This is a genomic window from Trichococcus sp. ES5, from assembly GCF_900067165.1.
Lineage (GTDB): Bacteria > Bacillota > Bacilli > Lactobacillales > Aerococcaceae > Trichococcus > Trichococcus flocculiformis.
The window spans coordinates 1-25,202 of the sequence record NZ_FJND01000027.1; the positions used below are offsets into that span (position 1 = coordinate 1).

The 25,202-nt window shown below is 45.4% G+C and carries 19 protein-coding genes, 1 rRNA gene, 1 pseudogene and 1 riboswitch; of the genes and pseudogenes, 17 read left to right on the top strand and 4 right to left on the bottom strand.

The window, feature by feature from the left end; all coding sequences use genetic code 11:
- From TES5_RS13540 to panD, 4 genes are all read left to right on the top strand, one after another.
- The coding region (locus TES5_RS13540) for a transposase (protein ID WP_198143362.1) at window positions 1-223 on the top strand (223 nt) is incomplete at its 5' end.
- A 461-nt stretch (window positions 224-684) separates the two neighbouring features.
- The gene (gene panB / locus TES5_RS13545) at window positions 685-1,524 is read left to right on the top strand and encodes a 3-methyl-2-oxobutanoate hydroxymethyltransferase (RefSeq protein ID WP_369813502.1); all 840 of its coding nucleotides are present in this window, start codon (window positions 685-687) and stop codon (window positions 1,522-1,524) included.
- A 14-nt stretch (window positions 1,525-1,538) separates the two neighbouring features.
- Window positions 1,539-2,381 carry a pantoate--beta-alanine ligase gene (gene panC / locus TES5_RS13550; protein ID WP_068562521.1) on the top strand — a complete coding sequence of 281 codons (843 nt, stop codon included), beginning with the start codon at window positions 1,539-1,541 and terminating at the stop codon, window positions 2,379-2,381.
- Window positions 2,382-2,395: 14 nt separating this feature from the next.
- Window positions 2,396-2,782: an aspartate 1-decarboxylase gene (gene panD / locus TES5_RS13555; RefSeq protein ID WP_068562522.1), complete on the top strand. Its 387-nt coding sequence runs from the start codon at window positions 2,396-2,398 to the stop codon at window positions 2,780-2,782.
- 69 nt (window positions 2,783-2,851) lie between these two features.
- Here panD and TES5_RS13560 read toward each other — a convergent pair whose 3' ends face one another.
- Both TES5_RS13560 and TES5_RS13565 read right to left on the bottom strand, forming a co-directional pair.
- Window positions 2,852-3,811, bottom strand: a complete 960-nt coding sequence (locus TES5_RS13560; RefSeq protein WP_068562523.1) for a lactate/malate family dehydrogenase — start codon at window positions 3,809-3,811, stop codon at window positions 2,852-2,854.
- A gap of 3 nt (window positions 3,812-3,814) precedes the next feature.
- On the bottom strand, window positions 3,815-4,528 hold the full coding sequence (locus tag TES5_RS13565) for an HAD family hydrolase (RefSeq protein ID WP_068562524.1): 714 nt from the start codon (window positions 4,526-4,528) through the stop codon (window positions 3,815-3,817).
- A gap of 184 nt (window positions 4,529-4,712) precedes the next feature.
- A riboswitch (Lysine riboswitch) is annotated at window positions 4,713-4,867 on the top strand.
- Window positions 4,868-5,084: 217 nt separating this feature from the next.
- Between TES5_RS13565 and TES5_RS15800 the strand changes: the two are divergent.
- Together TES5_RS15800 and TES5_RS13580 are read left to right on the top strand one after the other, a co-directional pair.
- Window positions 5,085-6,736: pseudogene (locus tag TES5_RS15800) on the top strand (ABC transporter substrate-binding protein/permease).
- A 19-nt stretch (window positions 6,737-6,755) separates the two neighbouring features.
- Window positions 6,756-7,496, top strand: a complete 741-nt coding sequence (locus TES5_RS13580) for an amino acid ABC transporter ATP-binding protein (protein ID WP_369813501.1) — start codon at window positions 6,756-6,758, stop codon at window positions 7,494-7,496.
- Window positions 7,497-7,558: 62 nt separating this feature from the next.
- Here the strand turns inward: TES5_RS13580 and def are convergent, their stop codons facing one another.
- Window positions 7,559-8,119 carry a peptide deformylase gene (def, locus tag TES5_RS13585; protein WP_068562528.1) on the bottom strand — a complete coding sequence of 187 codons (561 nt, stop codon included), beginning with the start codon at window positions 8,117-8,119 and terminating at the stop codon, window positions 7,559-7,561.
- 220 nt (window positions 8,120-8,339) lie between these two features.
- Here def and gdhA point away from each other — a divergent pair, with 220 nt between their 5' ends.
- From gdhA to typA, 11 genes are all read left to right on the top strand, one after another.
- The gene (gdhA, locus tag TES5_RS13590; RefSeq protein ID WP_068562529.1) at window positions 8,340-9,686 is read left to right on the top strand and encodes an NADP-specific glutamate dehydrogenase; all 1,347 of its coding nucleotides are present in this window, start codon (window positions 8,340-8,342) and stop codon (window positions 9,684-9,686) included.
- A gap of 609 nt (window positions 9,687-10,295) precedes the next feature.
- Window positions 10,296-11,405: a pyruvate dehydrogenase (acetyl-transferring) E1 component subunit alpha gene (gene pdhA / locus TES5_RS13595; RefSeq protein ID WP_068562530.1), complete on the top strand. Its 1,110-nt coding sequence runs from the start codon at window positions 10,296-10,298 to the stop codon at window positions 11,403-11,405.
- Between the two features lie 2 nt (window positions 11,406-11,407).
- Window positions 11,408-12,385, top strand: a complete 978-nt coding sequence (locus TES5_RS13600) for an alpha-ketoacid dehydrogenase subunit beta (protein ID WP_068562531.1) — start codon at window positions 11,408-11,410, stop codon at window positions 12,383-12,385.
- Window positions 12,386-12,491: 106 nt separating this feature from the next.
- Window positions 12,492-14,132, top strand: coding sequence for a 2-oxo acid dehydrogenase subunit E2 (locus TES5_RS13605; RefSeq protein ID WP_068562532.1), 1,641 nt, complete (start codon window positions 12,492-12,494; stop codon window positions 14,130-14,132).
- A 9-nt stretch (window positions 14,133-14,141) separates the two neighbouring features.
- A complete protein-coding gene (gene lpdA / locus TES5_RS13610; protein ID WP_068562533.1) occupies window positions 14,142-15,548 on the top strand; it encodes a dihydrolipoyl dehydrogenase in 1,407 nt (468 codons plus the stop codon).
- A gap of 101 nt (window positions 15,549-15,649) precedes the next feature.
- Window positions 15,650-15,928: a UPF0223 family protein gene (locus TES5_RS13615; protein ID WP_068562534.1), complete on the top strand. Its 279-nt coding sequence runs from the start codon at window positions 15,650-15,652 to the stop codon at window positions 15,926-15,928.
- A 48-nt stretch (window positions 15,929-15,976) separates the two neighbouring features.
- Window positions 15,977-16,768 (top strand): inositol monophosphatase family protein, encoded by a 792-nt coding sequence (locus TES5_RS13620; RefSeq protein WP_068562535.1) that lies wholly within the window; start codon window positions 15,977-15,979, stop codon window positions 16,766-16,768.
- A gap of 448 nt (window positions 16,769-17,216) precedes the next feature.
- Complete coding sequence (gene acnA, locus TES5_RS13625; protein WP_068562536.1) at window positions 17,217-19,928, top strand: aconitate hydratase AcnA; 2,712 nt, start codon at window positions 17,217-17,219, stop codon at window positions 19,926-19,928.
- A 53-nt stretch (window positions 19,929-19,981) separates the two neighbouring features.
- On the top strand, window positions 19,982-21,130 hold the full coding sequence (locus tag TES5_RS13630; RefSeq protein ID WP_068562537.1) for a citrate/2-methylcitrate synthase: 1,149 nt from the start codon (window positions 19,982-19,984) through the stop codon (window positions 21,128-21,130).
- The gene (gene icd, locus TES5_RS13635; protein ID WP_068562538.1) at window positions 21,127-22,401 is read left to right on the top strand and encodes an NADP-dependent isocitrate dehydrogenase; all 1,275 of its coding nucleotides are present in this window, start codon (window positions 21,127-21,129) and stop codon (window positions 22,399-22,401) included. Before TES5_RS13630 ends, icd begins: the two co-directional genes overlap by 4 nt.
- A gap of 369 nt (window positions 22,402-22,770) precedes the next feature.
- The gene (typA, locus tag TES5_RS13640) at window positions 22,771-24,609 is read left to right on the top strand and encodes a translational GTPase TypA (RefSeq protein ID WP_068562539.1); all 1,839 of its coding nucleotides are present in this window, start codon (window positions 22,771-22,773) and stop codon (window positions 24,607-24,609) included.
- A gap of 486 nt (window positions 24,610-25,095) precedes the next feature.
- Here typA and rrf read toward each other — a convergent pair.
- Window positions 25,096-25,202, bottom strand: a 5S ribosomal RNA gene (rrf, locus tag TES5_RS13645); the annotation flags it as partial.

Genomic DNA, 25,202 nt, shown 5'->3' on the forward strand with positions numbered 1-25,202 from the left:
GGTCAGCTTGCTTTCCTACAACATCAACAATTTTATGCGTACACTAGCTTTCCCAGAAAAGGCCAAAGGCCTACAGATACAGAGTATTCGTCTTCGGTTTTTCAAGATTGCTGGGAAACTGATCCACAGCGGAAGACGCATGATGCTAAAACTCAGTACCCATCATGTCTATCAAAACGAATTTTTTCATATCTTACGGCAAATTCAATCCTTGTCTTGGTGAGTCCCCGTTAATTTAAAAAAAATCTTTCGAACAAAGGGATTAGTATGCCCTAAAACACAATAACAATCGCATTCCGTGCTTCTTTTCGTCTCTAAGAGACGTTTTGAAAGGAAAAAAATAACAACTCCGCGAAAAATCCAATATTGCAGATGAAATAGGGTTATTCATATCAAGATTTGGTATGGTATGAATAATTCAGGTATACCTTATTTTAGTGAAGTTAACCTTATTACTTTATTGTCACTGAATATAATGAATTCACTCTACTGAAGTCGGTAGGTGGTCGGCTATCTAAATGTTATTTTTTTGTCCAAGCCTATTTCTGCTGCAGTCCAATCGAAATATACAGTTGTCGTGACAATTGGCTTTATTCGTAGGGCTTCCAGTTTCAAAAAGTAGTTGACATTATTCCCTGCAGAACGTAATGTGTGAATAATATATTATATTTGGATGAAGAGAGGATGAGGATTCGGGTGAAGAAATCGGTTTTGACTTTCCGCAATGCCAAGCAGAAGAATGAGCGTTTGACGATGCTGACTGCCTACGACTATTCCACTGCCAAACTGATCGATGCTTCGGGCATCGACTCGGTACTGGTGGGGGATTCGTTGGGGATGGTGATGTTGGGCTATGAAGACACCTTATCGGTAACGATGGAGGATATGATCCACCACACCAAAGCTGTCGCCAGAGGAGTAAAGGACGCCTTGGTCGTAAGCGATCTGCCGTTCATGTCTTATCAGACATCCGTCTATGATGCGGTCGTCAATGCCGGCAGGCTGATCAAGGAAGGCCGGGCACAGGCAGTCAAACTGGAAGGTGGTCTTGAAGTCTGTCCGCAGATCAAGGCAATCGTGGAAGCTTCCATACCAGTCATGGCGCATCTCGGTTTGACGCCGCAATCCGTCAATGCTTTCGGTGGATTCAAGGTCCAAGGCAAAGATGAGGAAGCGGCGCGTAGTCTGATCGAGCAGGCGAAGGCTGTCGAAGCGGCTGGCGCCTTTGCGGTGGTGCTGGAATGCATCCCAGCCAAATTAGCTGAGTTGATCACAAAGAGCATTTCGATACCGACCATCGGCATAGGCGCGGGGAACGGCTGCGACGGCCAGGTGTTGGTCTATCAGGACATGCTGGGACTCTATTCCGATTTCACGCCGAAATTCGTTAAGCGTTATGCAGAAATAGGGCCGCAGATGGAGAACGCCATCGAAGACTATATATCTGAAGTGAAAAGCGGCGCGTTTCCGGCAGCGGAGCACACCTTTGCGTTGTCAGATGCGGTCATCGAAAAATTATATTAGAGGAGTAATCACGAATGAAGATTGCAGCAACGGTTGAAGAAATCCGCAGTGCCGTGAAGGCCTGGAAAAAGGAAGGTTTGTCGGTTGGCTTTGTTCCGACGATGGGCTATCTCCATGAAGGCCATAAAAGCTTGATGCAGAAAGCCGTCAGCGAAAATGATCGGGTGGTCGTCAGTATTTTTGTGAATCCGATGCAGTTCGGCCCATCCGAAGATTTGGAAAGCTATCCAAGAGATCTGGAAAAGGATGCCTCTTTGTGCGAAGCCAGCGGAGTGGACCTGATTTTCCATCCCGAGCCGAAAGAAATGTACCATCCCGATTTCAGCAGCTTTGTGGATATGCATGGTCTGACGGAGAGTCTATGCGGGAAAAGCAGACCGGCCCATTTCCGGGGCGTCTGCACAGTCGTGACAAAGCTATTCAACATCGTGCAGCCGGACTGTGCCTATTTTGGACAGAAGGACGCCCAACAATTGGCGGTTATCCAGCAGATGGTCCGCGACCTGAATCTGGACGTCACCGTCATCGGCTGCCCGATCATCCGGGAAGCGGATGGATTGGCTAAAAGTTCGCGCAACAGTTACCTGTCAGCAGATGAGCGTAAGGCCGCACTGGTGCTGAGCCAAGCGCTCGAAGTCGCCAAGCAGTTGCTTGCGAACGGAGAACAGAATGCTGCCAAAATCCGCAATGCGATTTCGGAAACGATCCAAGCGGAGCCGCTGGCGAAGGTCGACTATGTGGAGTTGGTGGATGCGCGTACGCTGCAGCAAGTGGACAGCGTCGAGCGACCTGTATTGGTGGCTTTGGCGGTTTATATCGGAAAAACGCGTCTGATCGATAATTTTATCACGGAATAAGTGGGGGAAAAACAATGCAACTCAATATGCTGAAAAGTAAAATACACCGCGCCGTCGTTGTCCAAGCGGAGCTTTCCTATGTGGGCAGCATCACTGTCGACAAGGACTTGTTGGATGCTGCAGGACTGATCGAATATGAAAAAGTCCAGATCGTCGACATCGACAACGGTGCAAGATTCGAAACGTATGTCATCGCAGGCGAACGCGGCTCGGGCATGATATGCTTGAACGGTGCCGCCGCCCGCTGCGTTCAGGTGTCGGATAAGATCATCATCATGGCTTACTGCCTGATGGATGAACTGGAAGCGAAGGAACACAAGCCGCTTGTGGTGTTTGTGGATGAGCAGAATGCCATCACAACAGTCACGCGCTACGAAGAACACGGCAGACTCAGTATGTAGACTATCCGTACAGGGACAAAAAAGCGCAACCGCATCCGGCCAATCGGCCATGATGCGGTTGCGCTTTTCCTATTTCACGGATTGCAGCGTAAATTGAATATCTTTGATGGAGAGTTGCAGTTTTTCGTATTCCTCATTATCCAGCGGCAAAGGGATCTGTTTCTCCAAGCCGTTCCTGCCGATGATGCAAGGCATGCTGAAGGCCGCTTCGCCGTGGCAGTTGTATAAGCCATTGACAGTTGCGGTCACAGGGAAGATGCTTTTCTCGTCCAGCATGACAGCGCGGGCCAAGGCCGCTGCGACTTCCCCGATGCCTGAATTCGTCCAGCCTTTCCAGTTGAAGACATCAGATGCCGTGTGGACCACTTCTTGGCTGACGAATTCCTGGTCCAATGGTATTGCGGGCATTAATAAAGCATCGCTTTGGGAAAGGGTGAGCGCACCCACAGTCGTGCTGCTGAAAGCCGGGAAGGCGGTACTGCCGTGTTCGCCCATGATGTAGCCGCTGACGTTCTTTGGATCGACCTGATAGTGGGCAGCAACAATCTGACGGTAGCGGAAAGTATCCAAAGTCGTTCCGGTGCCGAAAATCTTGCCTTTCGGATAGTTGAACTCATTTTCGGCGATGTAGGTGATTGTATCGACCGGATTCGTTATCAGGATGATGATGGCATCTTTTGTGTACCGGGTGATGCCTGTCATGATTTTGCGTATTTCAATGGCATTCTCTTTGCCCATCAACGCTCTTGGCGGCATATCTTCACCCGGGCGCGCCTTCTCACTGACGCCCGCGGAAATGATGATGATGTCGGCATCGGCGCAATCCGCGTAATCGCCGGCGTATATTTTACTGTTGGTCCGGTAGCTGGCGGCCAACGCATGGCGGTGGTCAAGAGCCTCGCCTCTTGCCGTGTCCTTGTTGCTGTCGATCAGGATGATATCGGAAAATAAGTTGAGGTGACTGCAGTCGGTCAATACCTGGGAACCGACATGGCCGACCCCGATGATGGCTAATTTTGTCTGGATCATAGGTCACATTTCCTTTCGTTTTGAGATGTTGTCATTTATGGCTTGGTGCATTTCCGCAACAGAATAGAAGGTTGGCTCCAGCACCATTTTTTCATCCTCCTGCTTGCGGCGATGGTTGTACCACAAGGTAGTCCAACCGGCAGCCTGACCGCCGATGATATCCGTTTCATACGTATCCCCGATGAAAAGCAGCTCGCCGGGAGTTGCGTTCAAAGACTCCTGAACATGCGCGAAGGCTTCGGCATAGGGTTTTGGGCAACCGATATTTTCGGAAATGAAGATGCGTGCTGGCGGCACCCATCGCTCCAGATTCAAGGCGTTGAATTTTTTCATCTGGTGTTTTTCAGGACCGTTTGTGAAGACGGCAATTGGTATATTTCTATTTTCCAGTTCATTCAAAAGCCGCTCGATACCGGGACTCAACACAATCTCTCCTTGCCTTTTTTGATAGGATTTCTGGAAGTGCATCGCTTCTTCGGCGGTGAGCGGAAGACCCAAGTCGGCGAATGTATGCTGTGTGCGCATGATGTGTGACTCGGCTAGCGTCAGCTCCCCGCTGGAGAATAGGTCGAAGGCGTTGTCACAATGCTCGCGGAAAAGAGCGAAGCTGGCTTCGTTACTGTAGTTGTTCCTAAAGCTGTAATCTGCCAATGTTTGGAAGAACGGCCTTGATGTGTCGTATAGGGTATCATCCAAATCGAATAGAATAGTAAACATTATTGAAACAGTTCCTCCCTTTTGTTATTAAAGTCAGTATAGCATCCAAAATCGGTATTTAAAATGAAATAAAACAAGGACAGCCAGTGCGTGAAGGGTACTGGCTGGCTGAGCAAAGCTCTTTTTGTTGCAAATTAAAATTACGTACAGTATAATAGCATACAATAATGTCATACGATCATACAATAATGGAAGAGGCTGCGGACATCAAGAGTAAAATGCCCATTTGAAAGGGGTGTTCGCCGAAATACAGCATTGGCTGTGTTGGGGTCAGGATTAAGAATCCTGGCACTGTCAGAACGATTTGCCCAAAATCGTTTGTGGAGTACTTTCGGTATTGCGGGCAGAAGGAAGCTGGATTATAGGGCCTTTTGCTTTATAGTCTATTTTTTTGCACAAAAACGGACTGAATTATCGTTGTTATGACGCTCTATGGGTAGAAAGGTGGACAAAAACGTAGTTGGACAAGAGGGTTGTTTAATTTTTTTGAGCATGTAAATAGGACTATAAACATTAGGAGGAACTAGAGATGAAAGTAAAAACATGGAAAACAACAATGGCGGCTTTGATGGGTTTGTTTATTTTAGCGGGTTGCGGTAACGGAACTACTGAGGATTCATCGGCAGCAGATGGTTCGGCTGAATCGGATGCATTCGTAGTCGGAATGGAAGCGGGATATCCGCCTTTTAACTGGACACAAAATGATGACAGCAATGGCGCAGTGAAAATTGATGGCGCGGACGGTTACGCAAATGGCTATGATGTTCAGATGGCCCAAAAAGTGGCGGACGGCTTAGGCAAGGAATTGGTCATCGTCAAAACAGAATGGGATGGTCTGGTTCCGGCATTGGTTTCATCTAAAATCGATGCAATCGTTGCAGGTATGTCTCCGACAGATGAACGCAAAGAAGCAATCGATTTCTCGGATTCCTACTATACTACTGAATTGGTAATCGTCGTAAAATCTGATGGGGCTTATGCAAATGCAACAACTTTGGCTGACTTCGCTGATGCAAAAGTCACTGCACAGTTGAACACGTTACATTATGGCGTCATCGATCAGATTGAAGGCGTGCAAAAGCAACCGGCAATGGATAGTTTCACATCTATGCGCGTCGCATTGGAGTCAGGCACAATCGATGCTTATGTCTCGGAACGCCCGGAAGCAATCAGCGCTTCAGCAGCCAATTCAGCTTTCAAAATGATCGAATTGGATCAAGCGGATACGTTTGAATTATCCGTGGCTGATTCAGAGATCGCAATCGGCTTGATCAAAGAAAGCGAATTGAAAGATCAGATCAACGAGATTCTGAGCGGTATCACCGAAGAAGAACGAATCCAAATGATGGAAGAAGCAATCAAAAACCAACCATCAGCTGAATAATTCTGGTGGATGGGACATCAAAAAGGGGCATAAATTAAATGGAGTTTAGTTGGGTTATCCGCATCATCGAAGAAAACTGGAGACAGTTTTTATCAGGTGCGTGGACAACATTATATATAGCTTTAATCGGGACCATCATTGGGTTGGGAATCGGTCTTATGATTGGTGTCATCCGTACGATTCCGGTTGCTGAATCGGGATGGAAAAAACATGTGTACAATGTGGTGAATTTTTTGCTGTCATGCTACATCGAAATTTTCCGTGGTACGCCGATGATCGTTCAAGCAATGGTCATCTATTATGGCGCGGCTCTGGCGTTTGATATTGACATGAACCGTATCTTCGCAGCGTTGCTTATCGTATCGGTCAATACAGGTGCTTACATGTCGGAGATTGTCCGCGGTGGAATCATTTCCATCGACAAAGGGCAATTCGAAGCAGCCCAAGCAATTGGGATGAACCACCTGCAAACGATGCGCAATGTCGTCATGCCTCAGGTCATCCGGAATATCTTGCCGGCGACAGGGAACGAATTCGTCATCAATATCAAGGATACGTCCGTGTTGAACGTCATCTCCGTTTCGGAATTGTTCTTTACGACCAAATCGATTTCCGGAAATAATTTCCGTTATTTCGAATCATTCTTCGTGGCTTCACTCATTTACTTCGTCATGACCTTCACGGTGACACGCATTCTTCGTGCCATCGAAAGAAAAATGCAAGGCCCTGATAATTATCAGATGATGGGTGCGGGTCAAGACCAATTGACTACACCAGAATTAATGGCTCGCAAAAAACAAGCAGAAAGAGACAGAGCAAATTAATTGCCACGGGAGGAATCATTTGATGGAAAAAGTAATCGACGTACAGCATCTGAAGAAGAACTTCGGTCAGCATGAAGTGCTGAAGGACATCGATTTCAGTGTGAATAAAGGGGAAGTTGTTTGTATCATCGGTTCATCAGGGTCCGGTAAATCGACGCTATTGCGCTGCATCAATCTACTTGAAAAACCGACAGCGGGAGAAATCATCTACAACGGCGAGAACGTTTTGGACTCGAAGCATGATATCTTCAAGTACCGCAGTAAATTAGGGATGGTATTTCAGCAATTCAATTTGTTCAACAATTTGGATGTGCTGCATAATTGTACTGTAGGACCTGTGAAGATTCTGAAAAAGTCCCAACAGGAAGCCGAAAAAATCGCCATGGGCTACCTGGAGCAGGTCGGAATGGGTAAATTCATCAATGCCAAACCGGAGCAGCTGTCAGGCGGCCAAAAACAACGCGTTGCCATCGCCCGCGCGTTGACGATGGAGCCGGATGCGCTATTGTTCGATGAGCCGACATCGGCTTTGGATCCGGAGATGGTGGGCGAAGTTTTGAAAGTCATGAAGGATCTTGCCAACAGCGGCTTGACGATGATCGTCGTGACGCATGAAATGGAGTTCGCGAGAGAAGTTTCCGATCGCGTCATCTTCATGGATCAAGGCGTCATTCTGGAGCAGGGAGCCCCTGAAGAAATCTTCTATCATCCAAAAGAGGATCGGACGAAGCAATTCCTGGAGAGATATCTTACAAAATGAAAAAAAAGAAGAACGGTTCTGCACTAAATGCAGGTCCGTTCTTCTTTTTTATTCATTTCTTCCTATTCGATGATGATGACATCGTCTGCAACTGCAAAGGGTGCCTGTTCATTGATGTGATCGTAGAACATAACGCCGTTAAGATGATCGATTTCGTGCTGGACTACAATGGCCGCATAACCTTTGTAGCGGGCTTTGTGCGTGGCTCCTTCAGCATCCTGGTAAGCTACCGTAATACGGCTATGCCTGACGACAAAGCCTGGTACTTCACGGTCCACTGAAAGGCAGCCTTCTCCACCTTTTAGGCAGGCACTTTCAATCGAGTGGCTGATGATTTTAGGGTTGAACATAATTTTAGCCAATTCCGGAGGATCATCTTCGTATTCCCCTGGTATCAGCAAAGCAACGATGCGTTTGGATACGTCGATTTGTGGTGCTGCCAAACCAACGCCTGCGCGCAAGTTGAGTTGCTCGGCAATTTTTTCATCCTGACTGTTCGAAAGGAACTCCATCATTTCTGCAGCGATACTTCGATCTTCTGCAGATAACGGAAAAGTGACCGGGTCGGCTGACCTGCGCAATGTAGGATGACCTTCACGGATGATGTTATCCATCGTGATCATGCATGCATTCCTCCTTTTACTGGTTTTTATATTGAAATGATTGGACTTGCAAACTGCAAAACACTTCACGTTACATAGTACACGTTTCGAAAAAAAAAAGCTAGACTCATCTTTTCTCTTGTAATATAGAATGGGTATGTGTAAAATAGAAAAATGAAAAAATGATTACACAATGGTGTGAGGTTTTTTTAACTCTATAGCGAAAGAAGAGATGATTTTTATGACAGCTGCTAAAGATTATATTGAAAAAGTCTATAAAAAGGTTGAAGATAGAGGCCCGCATCAAAAAGAATTCTTACAGGCGGTAAGAGAGTTGTTCGATACGATCGAGCCTGCTTTGGAAAAAAATCCGCACTATATAAAATGGAACATTCTTGAAAGAATGGTGGAGCCTGAACGCATCGTTTCCTTCCGGGTTCCTTGGATGGATGATAAAGGGGATGTTCAAGTCAACAAAGGATTCCGCGTCCAATTCAATTCGGCTATCGGACCCTATAAAGGCGGTCTGCGCTTTCATCCTACCGTCAATGAGAGCATCCTGAAATTTTTAGGTTTTGAACAGATCTTCAAAAACAGCCTGACCGGATTACCGATCGGCGGCGGAAAAGGCGGATCCGATTTCGATCCTAAAGGCAAATCCGATGCTGAAGTGATGCGTTTCTGTCAATCATTCATGACTGAGCTGCAAAGACATATCGGCCCTACGCTGGATGTTCCTGCTGGCGATATCGGTGTTGGTGGACGTGAAATCGGCTATATGTATGGCCAATACAAACGCTTAAACGGTGCTGAAACAGGTGTTCTTACCGGTAAACCAGTCGTCATGAACGGAAGTTTGGCGCGTACAGAAGCGACTGGATACGGCTTAGTGTACTATACACAGGAAATGCTGAAAGCAAATGGTAAATCGTTTGCCGGTCAAAAAGTAGTTGTTTCCGGAAGCGGAAACGTGGCTATCTATGCTATCCAAAAAGTTCATGAATTTGGCGGAACTGTTGTAGCTTGTTCGGACTCGAACGGTTATATCTACGATGAAACAGGTATCGATGTCGAATTGCTACAGGATATCAAAGAAGTTCGTCGCGAAAGATTGACGGTCTATGCTGCCGAAAAAGCGACAGCGGTTTATAAAGACGGTAGCGTTTGGGACGTCGATCTTAAATATGACATTGCTTTGCCTAGTGCAACACAAAATGAAATAGATAAAGAACAGGCTGAGAGATTAGTCAAAGCTGGCGTTTACTGTGTCAGCGAAGGCGCGAACATGCCGAGTACGTTGGAAGCTGTGGAAGTCTATGCGGACAATAATATTTACTATGGTCCGGCTAAAGCGGCCAATGCAGGGGGAGTCGCCACTTCGGCACTCGAAATGGCGCAGAACAGTGCTCATAGCCATTGGACATTCGAAGAAGTTGACGGTAAGCTACAGGCTATCATGGCAAACATATTTAAGACAGCTGAAAAAACAGCGGAAGAATATGGCATACCGGGAAATTATTTGGCAGGCGCCAACATCGCGGCGTTTGTGCAAGTTGCCGATGCCATGATTTATCAAGGCTTAGTGTAATAAAGCGCAGTACAAATTCAAATAAAAAAGGTCATTTCTTAATTGAAATGGCCTTTTGTTTTGTTCATGAGATGAATGAAGAGTTATTTTAATCAAATTTTCATAGTGATGAGATTGTGATTTTTTGAATGAACAGAACAACTGAATATGATCCGAGAAAAAATAAAAAATCAACTGTGAAAAACTGAAAAATTCGATATTTAAAAGAGGTAGTTGTAACGAATGGGCTGTTATACTTTTGAAAGCCCATGCCATCAATGCTTGCTGTTTTATGTAATAACAGTTTTGTTTTGGTTATAATACAGAATCTTTGTATCTGATTGCGACAATCTGTAAACATACATAATAATGATGTTTCAATATAAATCAAAATAGCGTGATTGGAGTCTCGTTAAAAAATGAACAATAAAGAATTGCTAAACGCTTACAAATAAGCAGTGGTGGATTTTCTGTGCACAAAAAATGAAAACTGTCCTTTTACCTTGCATATATCTCGGATGCGTGGTAAATTATTCATGTAACAACTGTGAATTGATACAGTTGAAATCATCTGTATAAACCTCATCCAAAGAGATGAAATATCAAGGGAATAGAGAGGAAAGTGTTAGCATGGCTACAAAACAAACAAAAATCGACATTGACGCATTACTAAGCAGCACGAACACAGATTTTCGCATGGTCCAAATCATGGACGAAGAAGGGAATATTGTAAACCCTGATCTAATGCCAGATCTTTCTGATGAACAATTGGTTCAATTCATGACAGATATGGTATGGTCCAGAATTTTACATGAACGTTCAACTGCGTTGAATCGTCAAGGTAGATTAGGTTTCTATGCGCCGACAGCCGGCCAAGAAGCGAGCCAGTTAGGCAGTATTGCAGCAATCGAAAAAGAAGATGTATTGTTGCCTGGTTACCGCGATGTTCCTCAATTGGTCAAGCATGGATTACCATTGACGCAAGCTTTCCTTTGGTCGAGAGGTCATGTGGATGGCAATAAATATGCTGACGACATCCAAGCTTTACCGCCGCAAATCATCATCGGCGCACAATATGTGCAAGCTGCAGGAGTAGCATTGGGATTGAAGAAACGCAACAAGAAAAATGTTGCCATCACATATACTGGTGACGGCGGAAGCTCGCAAGGGGATTTCTATGAAGGAATCAACTTTGCCGGCTCCTACAAAGCACCTGCCATCTTCTTCATTCAAAATAACGGATGGGCGATTTCAACGCCTCGCCACGTGCAGACCGCTGCTCAAACTTTAGCGCAGAAAGCTATGGCTGCCGGAATTCCTGGTATCCAAGTCGACGGGATGGACATCTTGGCTGTCTACGCGATAACCAAAAAAGCAAGAGAATATGCTGTTGCCGGAAATGGGCCTGTCTTGATCGAAACAATCTGCTACCGCTTCGGTCCGCATACTTTATCAGGTGACGATCCGACACGTTACCGTGACACTGCCGAATTGGAAGGCTGGCAAGCAAAAGATCCATTGATCCGCATGCGCAAATTCTTGACGGCAAAAGGTCTATGGTCTGAAGAAAAAGAAAATGAAGTCATCGAATCAGTCAAAGAAGAAATCAAAGATGCCATCAAGGAAGCTGATCAAGCTCCTAAACAAAAAGTATCTGACTTCTTGAAGAGCATGTTCGAAGAACCAAATCAAACTTTAGCAGAACAAATCGCATACTACGAAGCAAAGGAGACTAAATAATCATGGCACAATTAACTATGATCCAAGCCATCACTGATGCGCTTGCAATTGAACTTGAAAACGATCCAAACGTTCTGATCTTCGGAGAAGACGTTGGTAAAAACGGCGGTGTATTCCGTGCGACACAAGGACTTCAAGAGAAATTCGGCGAAGATCGCGTGTTTGATACTCCTTTAGCTGAATCCGGTATCGGTGGTTTGGCATTCGGTTTGGCCTTAGAAGGTTTCCGTCCTGTCGCGGAAATTCAATTCTTCGGTTTTGTATTTGAAGTAATGGATACAGTTGTAGCGCAGGCTGCACGTACACGTTACCGCATGGCAGGCACGCGTAATCTGCCTATCGTTTTCCGCTCTCCTTTCGGTGGCGGTGTGCATACACCTGAATTGCACTCGGATAACTTGGAAGGCTTGATGGCCCAATCACCAGGTTTGAAAGTGGTTATCCCTTCGAACCCATACGATGCAAAAGGTTTGTTGATTTCAGCTATCCGTGACAACGATCCCGTTGTCTTCTTGGAGCACATGAAATTGTACCGTTCATTCCGTGATGAAGTTCCTGAAGAAGCGTACACTGTTCCTATCGGCAAAGCTGCCATCACAAAAGAAGGATCTGACGTGTCTGTCATCACATACGGCGCAATGGTCCGCGAAGCTATCAAAGCTGCAGAAACACTTGAAAAAGAAGGCATTTCGGTTGAAGTAATCGATTTGCGTACGGTTGCTCCACTTGATATCGAAACGATCATTGCCTCAGTTGAAAAAACAGGCCGTGTCGTAGTTGTCCAAGAAGCGCAGCGTCAAGCTGGTGTAGGCGCAATGGTCATGTCCGAAATTTCTGAACGTGCAGTGTTATCGTTAGAAGCTCCTATCGGACGTGTAGCTGCTCCAGATACTGTTTTCCCGTTCGGTCAAGCAGAAAACATTTGGTTACCGAATGCTACTGATATCGAGAATAAAGTAAGAGAAACTTATCATTTCTAAGAGCTGAAAGCTTGGACAAATACAATTCCATATCCCATAGAATTGTATTTGTCTGCTTTTGTGCGTCGGAAATCCAAAAATAGACAAATGAAGGGAAGTTAAGAAAATGTCTTTTAAATTCAAGTTGCCTGCTCTAGGCGAAGGTATCATGGAAGGTGAAATCGTTTCTTGGTCAATCAAAGAAGGCGACACCATCAATGAAGATGACACATTATTAGAAGTACAAAATGATAAATCAGTCGAAGAGATCCCCTCCCCAGTAACCGGGAAAGTCTTAAAGATCGTTGCGCCAGTAGGTACGGTTGCAGTCATCGGTGATGTATTGGTGGAAATCGACGCTCCAGGTCATGAAGATGAAGGTTCTGAAGCTCCTGCACCAGCAACAGCTTCAGTGGCATCAACTCCAGCAGCACCTGCAGCTTCGACAGGAGGACTGTTCCAATTCAAATTGCCTGCTCTAGGCGAGGGTATCATGGAAGGTGAAATCGTTTCTTGGCCTATCAAAGAAGGCGATATGATCAATGAAGATGACACCTTGGTTGAAGTGCAGAACGACAAATCTGTTGAAGAGATCCCATCTCCAGTGACAGGTAAAGTTGTGCGCATCGTAGCGCCAGTAGGTACAGTTGCAGTCATCGGCGATGTATTGGTGGAAATCGATGCACCAGGCCAAAACGGTCCGGCTGCAGCAGCACCAAAAGCAGCCGCAGCACCTACAGCAGCTTCAAATGCACCAGCTTCATCAGGCGTGGCTGCAGCAGCAAATCCAAACAAACAAGTCTTGGCTATGCCGTCTGTTCGTCAGTACGCACGCGAAAAAGGCATCGACATCACTTCGGTTGCACCGACTGGAAAAGGCGGCCGTGTACTGAAGGAAGATATCGATAACTTCAGCGGAGTAGCTCCAGTGGCAGCAAAAGCTGTAGCTCCAGCAGTCCAAGCTCAAGCTTCGGCACAAGCTGCAGTCCAAGCGGCTCCTGTAGCAGCTGCTCAAGCAACACAAGCGGCAGCGCCGGCTCAACCATTCTCTTCCAATATGGGCGAAGCGGAAACACGCCAAAAAATGTCTCCGATGAGAAAAGCGATTGCGAAAGCAATGGTCAACAGCAAGCATACAGCGCCTCACGTAACCTTGTTTGATGAAGTTGAAGTGTCCAAATTATGGGATCACCGCAAGAAATTCAAAGATGTTGCTGCAGCACAAGGAACAAAACTTACTTTCTTGCCTTATGTCGTTAAGGCATTGGCAGCGACTGTACGCGACTTCCCAATCCTGAATGCATCAATCGATGATGCTGCTCAAGAAATCGTATTGAAGAACTACATCAACATCGGTATCGCTACAGATACAGACAATGGTCTATACGTGCCGAACGTTAAAGATGCGAATACAAAAGGCATGTTCAAAATTGCCGATGAAATCAACAACATGGCTGCTCAAGCCCACGACGGCAAACTGGCAGCTGCAGACATGAGAAACGGTTCAGTCACAATCAGCAACATCGGTTCTGTTGGCGGCGGATTCTTCACGCCAGTCATCAACTACCCTGAAGTGGCCATCCTAGGTGTTGGAACGATCGCGCAACAAGCTATCGTCAATTCGGAAGGCGAATTGGCAGTCGGTCGCGTTATGAAACTTTCATTAAGTTTCGACCACCGTATCGTTGACGGCGCAACTGCTCAAAAAGCAATGAACAACATTAAGAGATTATTGGCTGATCCAGAATTATTATTGATGGAAGGGTGAGAATAGACAATGGTAGTAGGCGATTTCGCAGTTGAATTAGATACAGTTGTTGTTGGAGCGGGACCTGGTGGCTATGTAGCTGCCATCCGCGCTGCACAATTAGGACAAAAAGTAGCAATCATCGAAAGAGAATGGATCGGAGGCGTTTGTTTGAACGTCGGTTGTATCCCTTCAAAAGCATTGATTTCTGCTGGACATCATTATCAAGAAGCTTTGGATTCCTCCGTTTTCGGCATCACAACTGAAAATGTGAAACTGGACTTCTCGAAAACTCAAGAATGGAAAGACAACAAAGTCGTCAAAACATTGACTTCCGGTGTTGAGTACTTGTTGAAGAAAAACAAAGTTGAAATTATCCGTGGGAATGCATTCTTCAATGACGGAGAAACATTACGTGTCTTCACTGAAGATGCAGCACAAACGTATACTTTCAAAAATGCAATCATCGCTACCGGTAGCCGTCCAATCGAAATCAAAGGCTTCAAATTTGGCGGACGCGTTATCGATTCCACTGGCGGATTGAATTTGACCGAAGTTCCTAAGAAATTGGTCATCGTCGGTGGCGGTGTCATCGGTACTGAACTGGGCGGAGCGTATGCTAATCTAGGCGCTGAAGTGACTATCCTTGAAGGTTCTCCACAAATTTTGCCGACGTTTGAAAAAGATATGGTCAAATTCGTTGAAAAATCATTCCAAGAAAAAGGTGTCACAGTCGTCACGAAGGCAATGGCTAAAGAAGCCATCGACAACGGAGACAGCGTAACCGTTAAATATGAAGCGAACGGTAAAGAAGAGGTTATCGAAGCTGACTACGTAATGGTTACTGTCGGTCGCCGTCCGAATACGGATGACTTGGGTCTTGAAGTAGTCGGAGTTGAAATGACTGACCGTGGTTTGGTCAAAGTCGATAATCAAGGCCGTACAAATGTAAAACACATTTTTGCGATCGGCGATATCGTTCCTGGTGCTGCTTTGGCTCATAAAGCCAGCTACGAAGCTAAAATCGCGGCTGAAGCAATTGCGGGACATCCCTCTGCAATTGATTACCGTGCTATGCCAGGGGTTGCCTTTACGGATCCTGAATTAGCTACTATCGGCTTCACTGCTGCCGAAGCAAAAGACAAAGGTATGGATGTCAAAGCATCCAAATTCCCATTGTCAGGTAACGGACGCGCATTGTCATTGAACCAGACAGAAGGCTTTGTTCGTTTGGTTACGACAAAAGAAGATAACGTTCTTGTCGGCGCGCAAGTTGTCGGTGTGAATGCCAGCGAAATCATTGCTGAGCTTGGGTTGGCGATTGAAGCTGGAATGAACGCAGAAGATATCGCGTTGACGATCCACGGTCATCCATCCTTATCCGAAACAATCATGGACGCTGCCGAATTGGCTTTGGGCATGCCGATCCACATCTAATTCCAAAATAGTAACAGGTAAAGAGAATCCGGATCCGGATTCTCTTTATTTTTTTTGTCAGGTATAATATAGTAGAAACAAGAATAGATGGAGGGAATAAGATGCAACATTATGACTATCCGTTCGAAGTGGAGTGGTCCAAAGAAGAGATTGTTAAAGTCATCTCCTTGTGGAATGCTGTCGAACGCGCTTATGAAAGTGGAATCAGTAAAGAGGACTTTATGCAGGCTTATCGTGAATTCAAAACGGTGCTGCCTTCAGTCGGTCAGGAAAAGAAATACGGCAATCAGTTCGAGAAAGAATCGGGTTATTCTTTGTACAAAGTGCTGCAGGAAATAAAGAAAAGTGAAAAGAATAAAATCTTCCTAGGGGAGCGTTAAATGACTGCATAAGTCGCGGGTAGAGGAGCGGTAGAAGGGAGGAGCCGGATGGATCAGATCGATAGAAGGCATAGCCTGATCAAGTCATGGTTACATGAAGCTGCAGACTTGCTGCGGGAATCGTTCAACAAGGAGCTTGAGATTAAAGAAAAAACATCGCGAACGGATCTGGTAACAAACATGGATCGGGAAATCGAGGTGTTCCTGTATGAAAAAATCACTGCGCATTTCCCGGATGAGCGTATTTTGGGAGAAGAAAGCGTAGGACACGATATACAGGATCTGGATGGAATTGTCTGGATCATCGATCCAATTGATGGCACACTTAATTTCATCAAGCAGCGAGCGAATTTTGCCATCATGATCGGCATCTATAAAGACGGTGTTGGTCATTTAGGCTATATTTATGATGTCGTAAGAGACGAGCTCTATTTTGCGATACGCGATAACGGGGCTTATTGCAATGATCGTAGACTGCCGCGGGTGGAGGATCTACCGTTATCGGAAGGGCTGGTCGCAATCAGTAATCGATTGGTTGTTTCCGATGCGGACGAAGCGCGTAGAATCGCCAGAAACAGTAGTGGGTTGCGCGTCAATGGCTCTGCCGGACTGGAAACGGCTTGGGTTGCTTCTGGAAAATTAGTGGCTTATATCGCGCCTTCCTTGGCACCGTGGGATATAGCGGCAGGGTTGGTCATAGCTGAAGAGGTAGGTTTGGTCTATAGACAAGTTACGGGAGAAAAAATAAATCTGCTCCAGAATAATGCGGTAATTGTAGCCAATAGCTTTGCTTTCCTGGAAATTCAAAATGAATGGCGCTTCATTTTTGGGCCTCATTGAGTATAAATTGAAGTGGACAAGATACAGATCAGTGTATTTTGTTCACTTTTTTTGATTGACGAAAGATGTTAGAATTCCTCACATTAAAAGGCAAGGTTTATGCGATTCTATTATCATATGTTGAAAAAAGATATTATTTTTCTTAGAAAGAGAATGAGACTAAAAATAATAAATGTGAGAAAGATGATTAATATGATAAAAAAATGAGTACATAAGAGTTTTTTTAATGCTATTTAATGAGAACGAATCTCATTTTTGTATCAGCGGAAGGTGGTTTTCTCATTTTTCTAATGAGAAATCTTACAAATCTATGTAAGGTTTCTCCGATTGTCAGTGCTTGTCTGCGGTATTTTTTTTAGTTAAAACATTTACATTTGATTAAATTATGGTTATAATCTTCGTATTAAGTGAGATGTATGTGAAACAGATGATAAACGGGGGTTATAAAATGTCGGATTTTAATCAAAATGCCATAGCTTCTTTTAGTTTGCATGGTCATCAATATGAATACTATAAATTAAAAAAATTAGAAAATAATGAAAAAATAAAAATTTCTAAATTGCCTTACTCGATTCGAGTTCTTCTGGAATCGTTGTTACGTCAAGTGGGAGAAAGCGGCATCAAAGAAGAACATGTTGTCACTTTATCTAACTGGAGTGCAACGGAAACGAATGAAGGCGAAATACCTTTCAAACCATCCCGCGTTATCCTTCAGGATTTCACAGGGGTACCGGCAGTCGTTGACTTGGCTTCATTAAGAAAAACGGTTCATGATTTAGGCGGAGATCCAGCGCTCATCAATCCGGAAGTGCCTGTTGATCTGGTCATTGATCATTCTGTGCAAGTTGATAACTTCGGGTCACCACAAGCCTTGATCGCGAACATGAAGATGGAATTCCTGCGTAATCAAGAGCGTTATCAATTTTTGAGTTGGGCCCAAAAAGCCTTCGACAATTACCGGGCTGTGCCGCCCGCTACCGGTATTGTCCATCAAGTCAATATTGAGTATTTGGCGTCAGTCGTCACGGAAAAAGAAATAGACGAAAACAGAAGCTTGGTTTTTCCTGATACATTGGTGGGTACGGATTCCCATACGACTATGGCGAACGCTCTAGGAGTATTGGGTTGGGGAGTCGGCGGAATAGAAGCGGAAGCCAGCATGCTTGGCGAGCCTTCCTTCTTCCCGGTTCCTGAAGTAGTGGGTGTACGTTTCATCAATTCGCTGCAGGAAGCAGCAACCGCAACTGATCTGGCCTTGAAAGTGACTCAGACGTTGCGCGAAATGAAAGTAGTCGGCAAATTTGTCGAGTTTTTTGGTCCTGGGTTATCTTCCATGACTTTGGCAGATCGTGCGACCATTGCCAACATGGCACCTGAATATGGTGCGACTTGCGGCTTCTTTCCGGTCGACGATGAAGTGCTTAACTACTTAACGCTGACAGGCAGAGATGAAAAGCATGTTTCTATAGTAGAAGCATATGTTAAGGCAAACGACTTATACTACCGTGTCGAGAATCCGGAACCGGAATATACTACAGTCGTAGAAATAGACTTGAGCACAATCGAGGCCAATGTTGCAGGTCCGAAGCGTCCACAAGATTTGGTACCTGTGTCAAAATTGAAAATAGATTTCCAGAGATCATTGATTGCGCCAAAAGGCAATGCCGGATTTGGACTATCCGAAGAGGATGCACAAAAAGAAGTTTTATTTGTCCTCGATGGGGAAGAAGTGAAAATGAAGACGGGAGATGTAGCGATTGCTGCCATCACAAGCTGCACGAACACATCTAATCCATATGTAATGTTGAGTGCCGGATTATTGGCGAAACGAGCAGTCGAGTTGGGGTTGAACGTGCCGAAATACGTCAAGACTTCGTTGGCTCCAGGATCCAAAGTAGTTACCGCCTATTTGGATAATGCTGGTTTACTTCCTTACCTGGAAGAACTGGGCTTCAATACTGTCGGGTACGGTTGTACGACATGTATCGGAAATTCAGGGCCGCTTTTGCCGGAAGTGGAAGAAGCAATCAAAAACAGTGATTTGTTGGTTTCTAGCGCACTGAGCGGAAACCGTAACTTTGAAGGGCGGATTCATGCTTTGGTCAAAGCGAACTATTTGGCATCACCGCCATTGGTAGTCGCTTATGCGCTGGCTGGTACGATGAACATCAATCTGAAATCCGATCCGATCGGAAACGGTAAAGATGGTCAACCTGTCTACTTGGCTGACCTGTGGCCGGAAAGACATACTGTGGAAGCGATGATCCGAGATTTTGTAACACCTGAGATATTCAAAGCAGAGTATCTGCATGTTTTTGATGATAATGCTGAATGGAACGCAATCGAAACAAATGATGATGCTTTGTACCAATGGGAAGAGGGATCGACTTACATTGCAAATCCGCCATTCTTCAATAATTTATCGCCTGAACCAAAAGCGATTGAATCCTTGAAGGAATTGGCAGTTTTGGGTAAATTCGGTGATTCGGTTACGACCGATCATATTTCTCCAGCAGGAAGTATCGGAGTCAATACACCGGCGGGCCAATATTTGTCTTCGAAAGGTTTGGGAGTCCGCGATTTCAACTCATACGGAGCTAGACGTGGAAACCATGAAGTAATGATGCGTGGAACGTTAGCAAATATCCGTATCCGCAATCAATTGGTCCCTGCCAAAGAAGGCGGTGTCACTATCTACTGGCCGACAGGTGAAGAGATGAGTATCTTTGACGCATCCGAAAAATACCGCGAAGAGAGTGTTGGACTGATTATCCTTGCCGGTGATGATTACGGAATGGGTTCATCCCGCGATTGGGCTGCCAAAGGTGTCAAGCTGCTTGGGGTCGAAGCGGTCATTGCGAAGAGCTATGAAAGAATCCACCGTTCAAATCTTGTCATGATGGGCATATTGCCTTTGCAATACCAAGCGGGTCAAGATGCAGAAAGCCTCGGGCTGGACGGATCGGAAAAAATTACGATTGATTTGAACGATAGTGTCGGTATCCATGCCGAAATTCCTGTGACGGCAGTCAAATCAGATGGTCAAGAAATCAAATTCACGACTATTGCCCGTTTTGATTCTGAAGTGGATATGACTTACTACCGTAACGGAGGCATCCTGCCGATGGTAATCCGTAAAAAAATGGGGCTTGCTTATTAAGCAGCAAGCCATCCAATTTGCTGAAGAGAGGTTTTTGAGAGGAGAGAAAAATCATGGAAGTACATAAAGGATTAGCAGATGTTGTCGTATCAGAAACCTCCCTAAGCGCAATTGTTGAGGGACAATTATCCTATTCAGGATATAATATCGACGAATTAGTGGAAAAAGATGCATCGTTTGAGGAAATCATCTTTTTGTTGTGGAATTCAAGAATGCCTAGCCGTGAAGAATTTGCGCAGTTGCAGCACGATCTTCACACGCATATGGCCTTATCTGAAAGTGTCATTGCTTGCCTGAAAATACAGTGCCGTCAGAATCTGCACCCGATGAGTGTCTTACGTACGACGGTCTCATTATTGGGCGTATTCGATCCGTATGCGGAAGATATGGATGAACGTTCTGTCTATATTCAAGCAATCTCGATACAAGCAAAAATTCCGACGATTGTCGCCGCATTCGCACGATTACGCAAAGGTTTGGATCCGATCGCGCCTCGCGAAGACCTTTCGTTCGGAGCCAACTTCCTATATATGTTGACAGGCGAAGAAGCGAATCCGGATTTGGTCAGAGCGTATAATCATTGTCTGGTACTCCATGCCGATCACGATCTTAACGCATCAACCTTCACCGCACGCGTTGCAGCTTCTACGCTGACGGATGTCTATTCGTGTATCACAGGTGCCATCGGAGCTCTCAAGGGTCCCTTGCACGGAGGAGCGAATGAGCGCGTATTCGATATGCTTTCCGAAATCGCTGAATCCGAAACCAGAGATGTTGCTGGCTACTTGAAAACAAAATTGGACAATAAAGAAAAAATCATGGGATTCGGTCACCGTGTCTACAAAACGGAAGATCCCCGCAAGAAACACCTGAAACGCATGGCAAAGGAATTGACCCAGGAATTTGGGAAAGAAGATTTATATGATCTTTCTTGCGAAGTAGAGGACTATCTGTTGCAGGAAAAAGGCTTGATTCCGAATGTGGATTTCTACTCTGCCACAGTTTATCACTGCTTTGGGATAGAACATGACCTCTTCACACTGTTGTTTTCGATGAGCCGTGTTGCCGGGTGGTTAGGACATGTATTCGAGCAGAAACGTGAAGCGACTTTGATCCGTCCACGTTCAAAATACGCGGGACCCGTTAATCTGACCTATATCCCTTTGTCTGAAAAAGAAACTATTGGAGGTACTGCGCAATGACAGTTGGCGAAAAAATTGTTATGAATGAAACGGGTTTGCATGCACCTGATTTTCCGATCATCCCTTTCATCGAAGGGGATGGAATCGGTCCGGAAATTTGGCAAGCATCCAAAAAAGTATTTGAGGCTGCAGTTGAAAAGGCCTATGGCGATTCCCGTAAAATAGTCTGGAAAGAAGTGCTTGCGGGCGGAAAAGCTTTTGATTTGACCGGTTCATGGTTGCCCGATGAGACCATGGATGTCATCAGGGAGCATTTGGTGGCCATCAAAGGACCGCTGACGACACCGATCGGCGGAGGGATCCGTTCCTTGAATGTCGCTTTGCGCCAGACGTTGGACCTATTCGTTTGCTTGCGTCCTGTCCGATATTTTGAAGGCGTACCGACCCCTTTGAAACACCCTGAAAAAACTGACATGGTCATCTTCCGCGAGAATACTGAAGATTGCTATGCAGGGATCGAGTTCGAAGCACAAAGTGAAGAAGCGAAACGGATCATCGAAATTCTGCAGACCCAATTCGGTGTGGATAAAATCCGCTTCCCTGAGACATCGGCAATCGGTGTCAAACCGGTTTCGATCGAAGGTTCGGAACGGTTGATCCGCAGCGCCATCCAATATGCCTTGGAAAATGGCCGTACTTCGGTGACGTTGGTACACAAAGGCAACATCATGAAATTCACGGAGGGCGGTTTCAAGAAGTGGGGCTATGCTCTAGCGGAACGCGAATTTGGCGATAAAGTCTTCACTTGGGCCCAATATGACGCCGTAAAAGCCGCGGACGGCAGAGCGGCAGCTGATCAAGCTTACGAAGATGCGGTTGCGGCAGGCAAGTTGATCATCAAAGACCGGATCGCGGACATCTTCCTGCAGGAGATTTTGATGAACCCTGAGAACTATGATGTCATCGCGACCTTGAACCTGAACGGTGACTACATTTCCGATGCATTGGCTGCTCAAGTCGGCGGAATCGGGATTGCGCCAGGAGCGAACATTAATCAGAACACAGGCCATGCCATCTTTGAAGCGACTCACGGTACCGCGCCGGAATATGCTGGTTTGGATGAATTGAACCCTTCATCGGTGTTGCTATCAGGCGCTATGTTGTTCGATTACATCGGCTGGAATGAAGTCAGCGACTTGATCACCCGTGGCATCGAGAAGACGATTGCGAACAAAACGGTCACACGCGATTTCTATTACCTGATGAAGGATGAAGCTGCCCAAAAAGTCAGCTGCTCCGGATTCGCGGAACTGGTCATCGAAAACATGTAGGAACCCTTCGGAAAAGCAGAGGCATAATCACTCCGGATTATGCCTCTTTTTGCGGACAATTCCAGAAACGAGACAGCTTCTAGAATCCTTGCCGGCTAAAGACATTCATGGTGCAGTGGCAGCCGGAAGAAAAACTTTTTTAAGAAAGCCGTTACATTGAACTTTTTTCTTTCCAAATGGTTCTGGAGGTGATAGACTGGACAAGTTGATAGTTGTCTTCATGAGTTTTCAGCGGGTTTTCACCTATTCCGCAAATGAAAGCTGATGGGAAGTTCAAATTTAGAATTGTGATCGACTATATAATGGCAGTAGCAGTTGGCATATCAAACAGCAGTGAAAAACAAGTAAAATTTTGGAGGAAAACAACAAATGGAATTTAGAAAAGATATTCGTAATGTTGCAATCATCGCCCACGTTGACCATGGTAAAACAACATTAGTAGATGAATTGTTGAAACAATCGGATACATTGAACGCTAGAACTGAGCTCATGGAACGCGCGATGGATTCCAACGATATTGAGAAAGAACGTGGTATCACAATCTTAGCAAAAAATACTGCGGTACAATATAAAGGGACACGTGTCAACATCATGGACACACCAGGACACGCGGACTTCGGTGGTGAAGTAGAACGTATCATGCGTATGGTTGATGGCGTAGTGCTTGTTGTGGATGCTTATGAAGGAACAATGCCACAAACACGTTTTGTACTAAAAAAAGCTTTAGAGCAAAAACTTATTCCAATCGTTGTAGTAAACAAAATTGACAAACCGACTGCTAGACCAGCCGAAGTTGTGGATGAAGTCCTGGAATTATTCATCGAATTAGGCGCGGATGATGAACAATTGGAATTCCCTGTCGTTTACGCTTCCGCAATGAATGGTACATCAAGCATGTCAGACGATCCAGCTGATCAAGAAGATACAATGGACAACGTGTTCAATGCGATCATTGAACACATACCAGCTCCAGTTGACAATTCAGCTGAACCGTTACAATTCCAAGTAGCTTTACTTGATTACAGTGACTTTGTTGGCCGTATCGGTATCGGACGCGTATTCCGTGGCACAATCAAAGTTGGAGATCAAGTATCCTTACTTAAATTGGACGGATCATTCAAGAATTTTCGTGTATCAAAATTGTTCGGTTACTTCGGTCTGGATCGCGTCGAAATCGAAGAGGCGAAAGCTGGCGATTTGATTGCCATTTCCGGTATGGAAGACATCTTCGTCGGTGAAACGGTGACTCCTGTCGACCATCGCGAAGCTTTGCCGGTTCTGCATATCGACGAACCTACATTGCAAATGACTTTCTTGACAAACAACTCTCCTTTCGCAGGCCGTGAAGGTAAATGGGTTACTTCCCGTAAGATTGAAGAGCGTTTGATGAAACAATTGCACACTGATGTATCCTTGCGTGTTGATCCAACCGACTCTCCCGATGCTTGGGTCGTTTCCGGACGTGGCGAATTGCATTTGTCCATCCTGATCGAAAATATGCGTCGTGAAGGCTACGAATTACAAGTATCCCGTCCAGAAGTTATCATCAGAGAAGTTGATGGCGTAAGATGCGAGCCTTTTGAGCGTGTTCAAATTGACACCCCTGAAGAATATATGGGTTCCGTAATCGAAACGATCAGCCAACGCAAAGCTGAAATGCAAGATATGCAAAACAGCGGCAACGGCCAAGTCCGTATCATTTTCCTTGTTCCTTCACGTGGACTGATCGGTTACTCTACTGAATTCTTATCCATCACTCGCGGATATGGTATCATGGCGCATACGTTCGAAGCGTATTTGCCAGAGTTGCCAGGAAAAATCGGCGGACGCAGCAAAGGCGCACTTGTTTCTACTGAAACAGGCAAAACAACAACCTACGGCATCATGGGCGTTGAGGATCGCGGAACGATCTTCATCGAGCCTGGTGTGGATATTTACGAAGGTATGATTGTCGGCGAAAACGCTCGTGATAACGATATCGCTGTAAATATCACAAGAGCGAAGCAAATGACGAATATCCGTTCCGCAAATAAAGATTCTACTAACGTAATCAAACGTCCGCGTACATTGACGCTTGAAGAATCGCTTGAGTTCATGGGAGAAGATGAGTATTGCGAAGTAACACCTGAAAGTGTGCGACTGCGTAAACAAATTCTGGATAAAAATGAGCGTGAAAAAGCTGCTAAACGCAAGAAAAAAGCAGAATAAACCTATAACAATTTCTAAGAAAAGCTGAACGGGTTCGTTCAGCCCTGATTAAGGAAACACTGTGACCTAATCGGTCAAGTGTATCATGCCTCTAAGCGATTGAAATCGCAAGAGTCATGACAATTTAGGAAATCTGTCCACGCAACGTTCCCTACGGTCACCTTGTACTGGGGCTCTAAGGGATGAATCCCTAAGAGTCCCATGCAACTGAGCATCGAAGAGCGCAATATGCTGAGAGACTTCCTGCGTCAGCAGATTAGTCGAACAGTATCTCTTGGCTCGCAGAGACAAGAGGTTCCTTGATCCTTTCCGAAGGGTTAACCCGTGAAGCTGGACATTATTTTAGATGCATGAAACATGTTGCAAAATTGTGAAACACCTACGGTGATGCACTTTTCACTCTGGAAAATTGTATAAATTCCTGTATATCAAAAAAAGCTACCGACATTTACGCCGATAGCTCTCTGATTATTTATATAAAAACATGCGCGGCAATGTCCTAGTCTCACAAAGGGAAACCCTTCACTACAATCGGCGCTAAGAAGCTTAACTTCTGTGTTCGAGATGGGAACAGGTGTGACCTTCTTGCCATC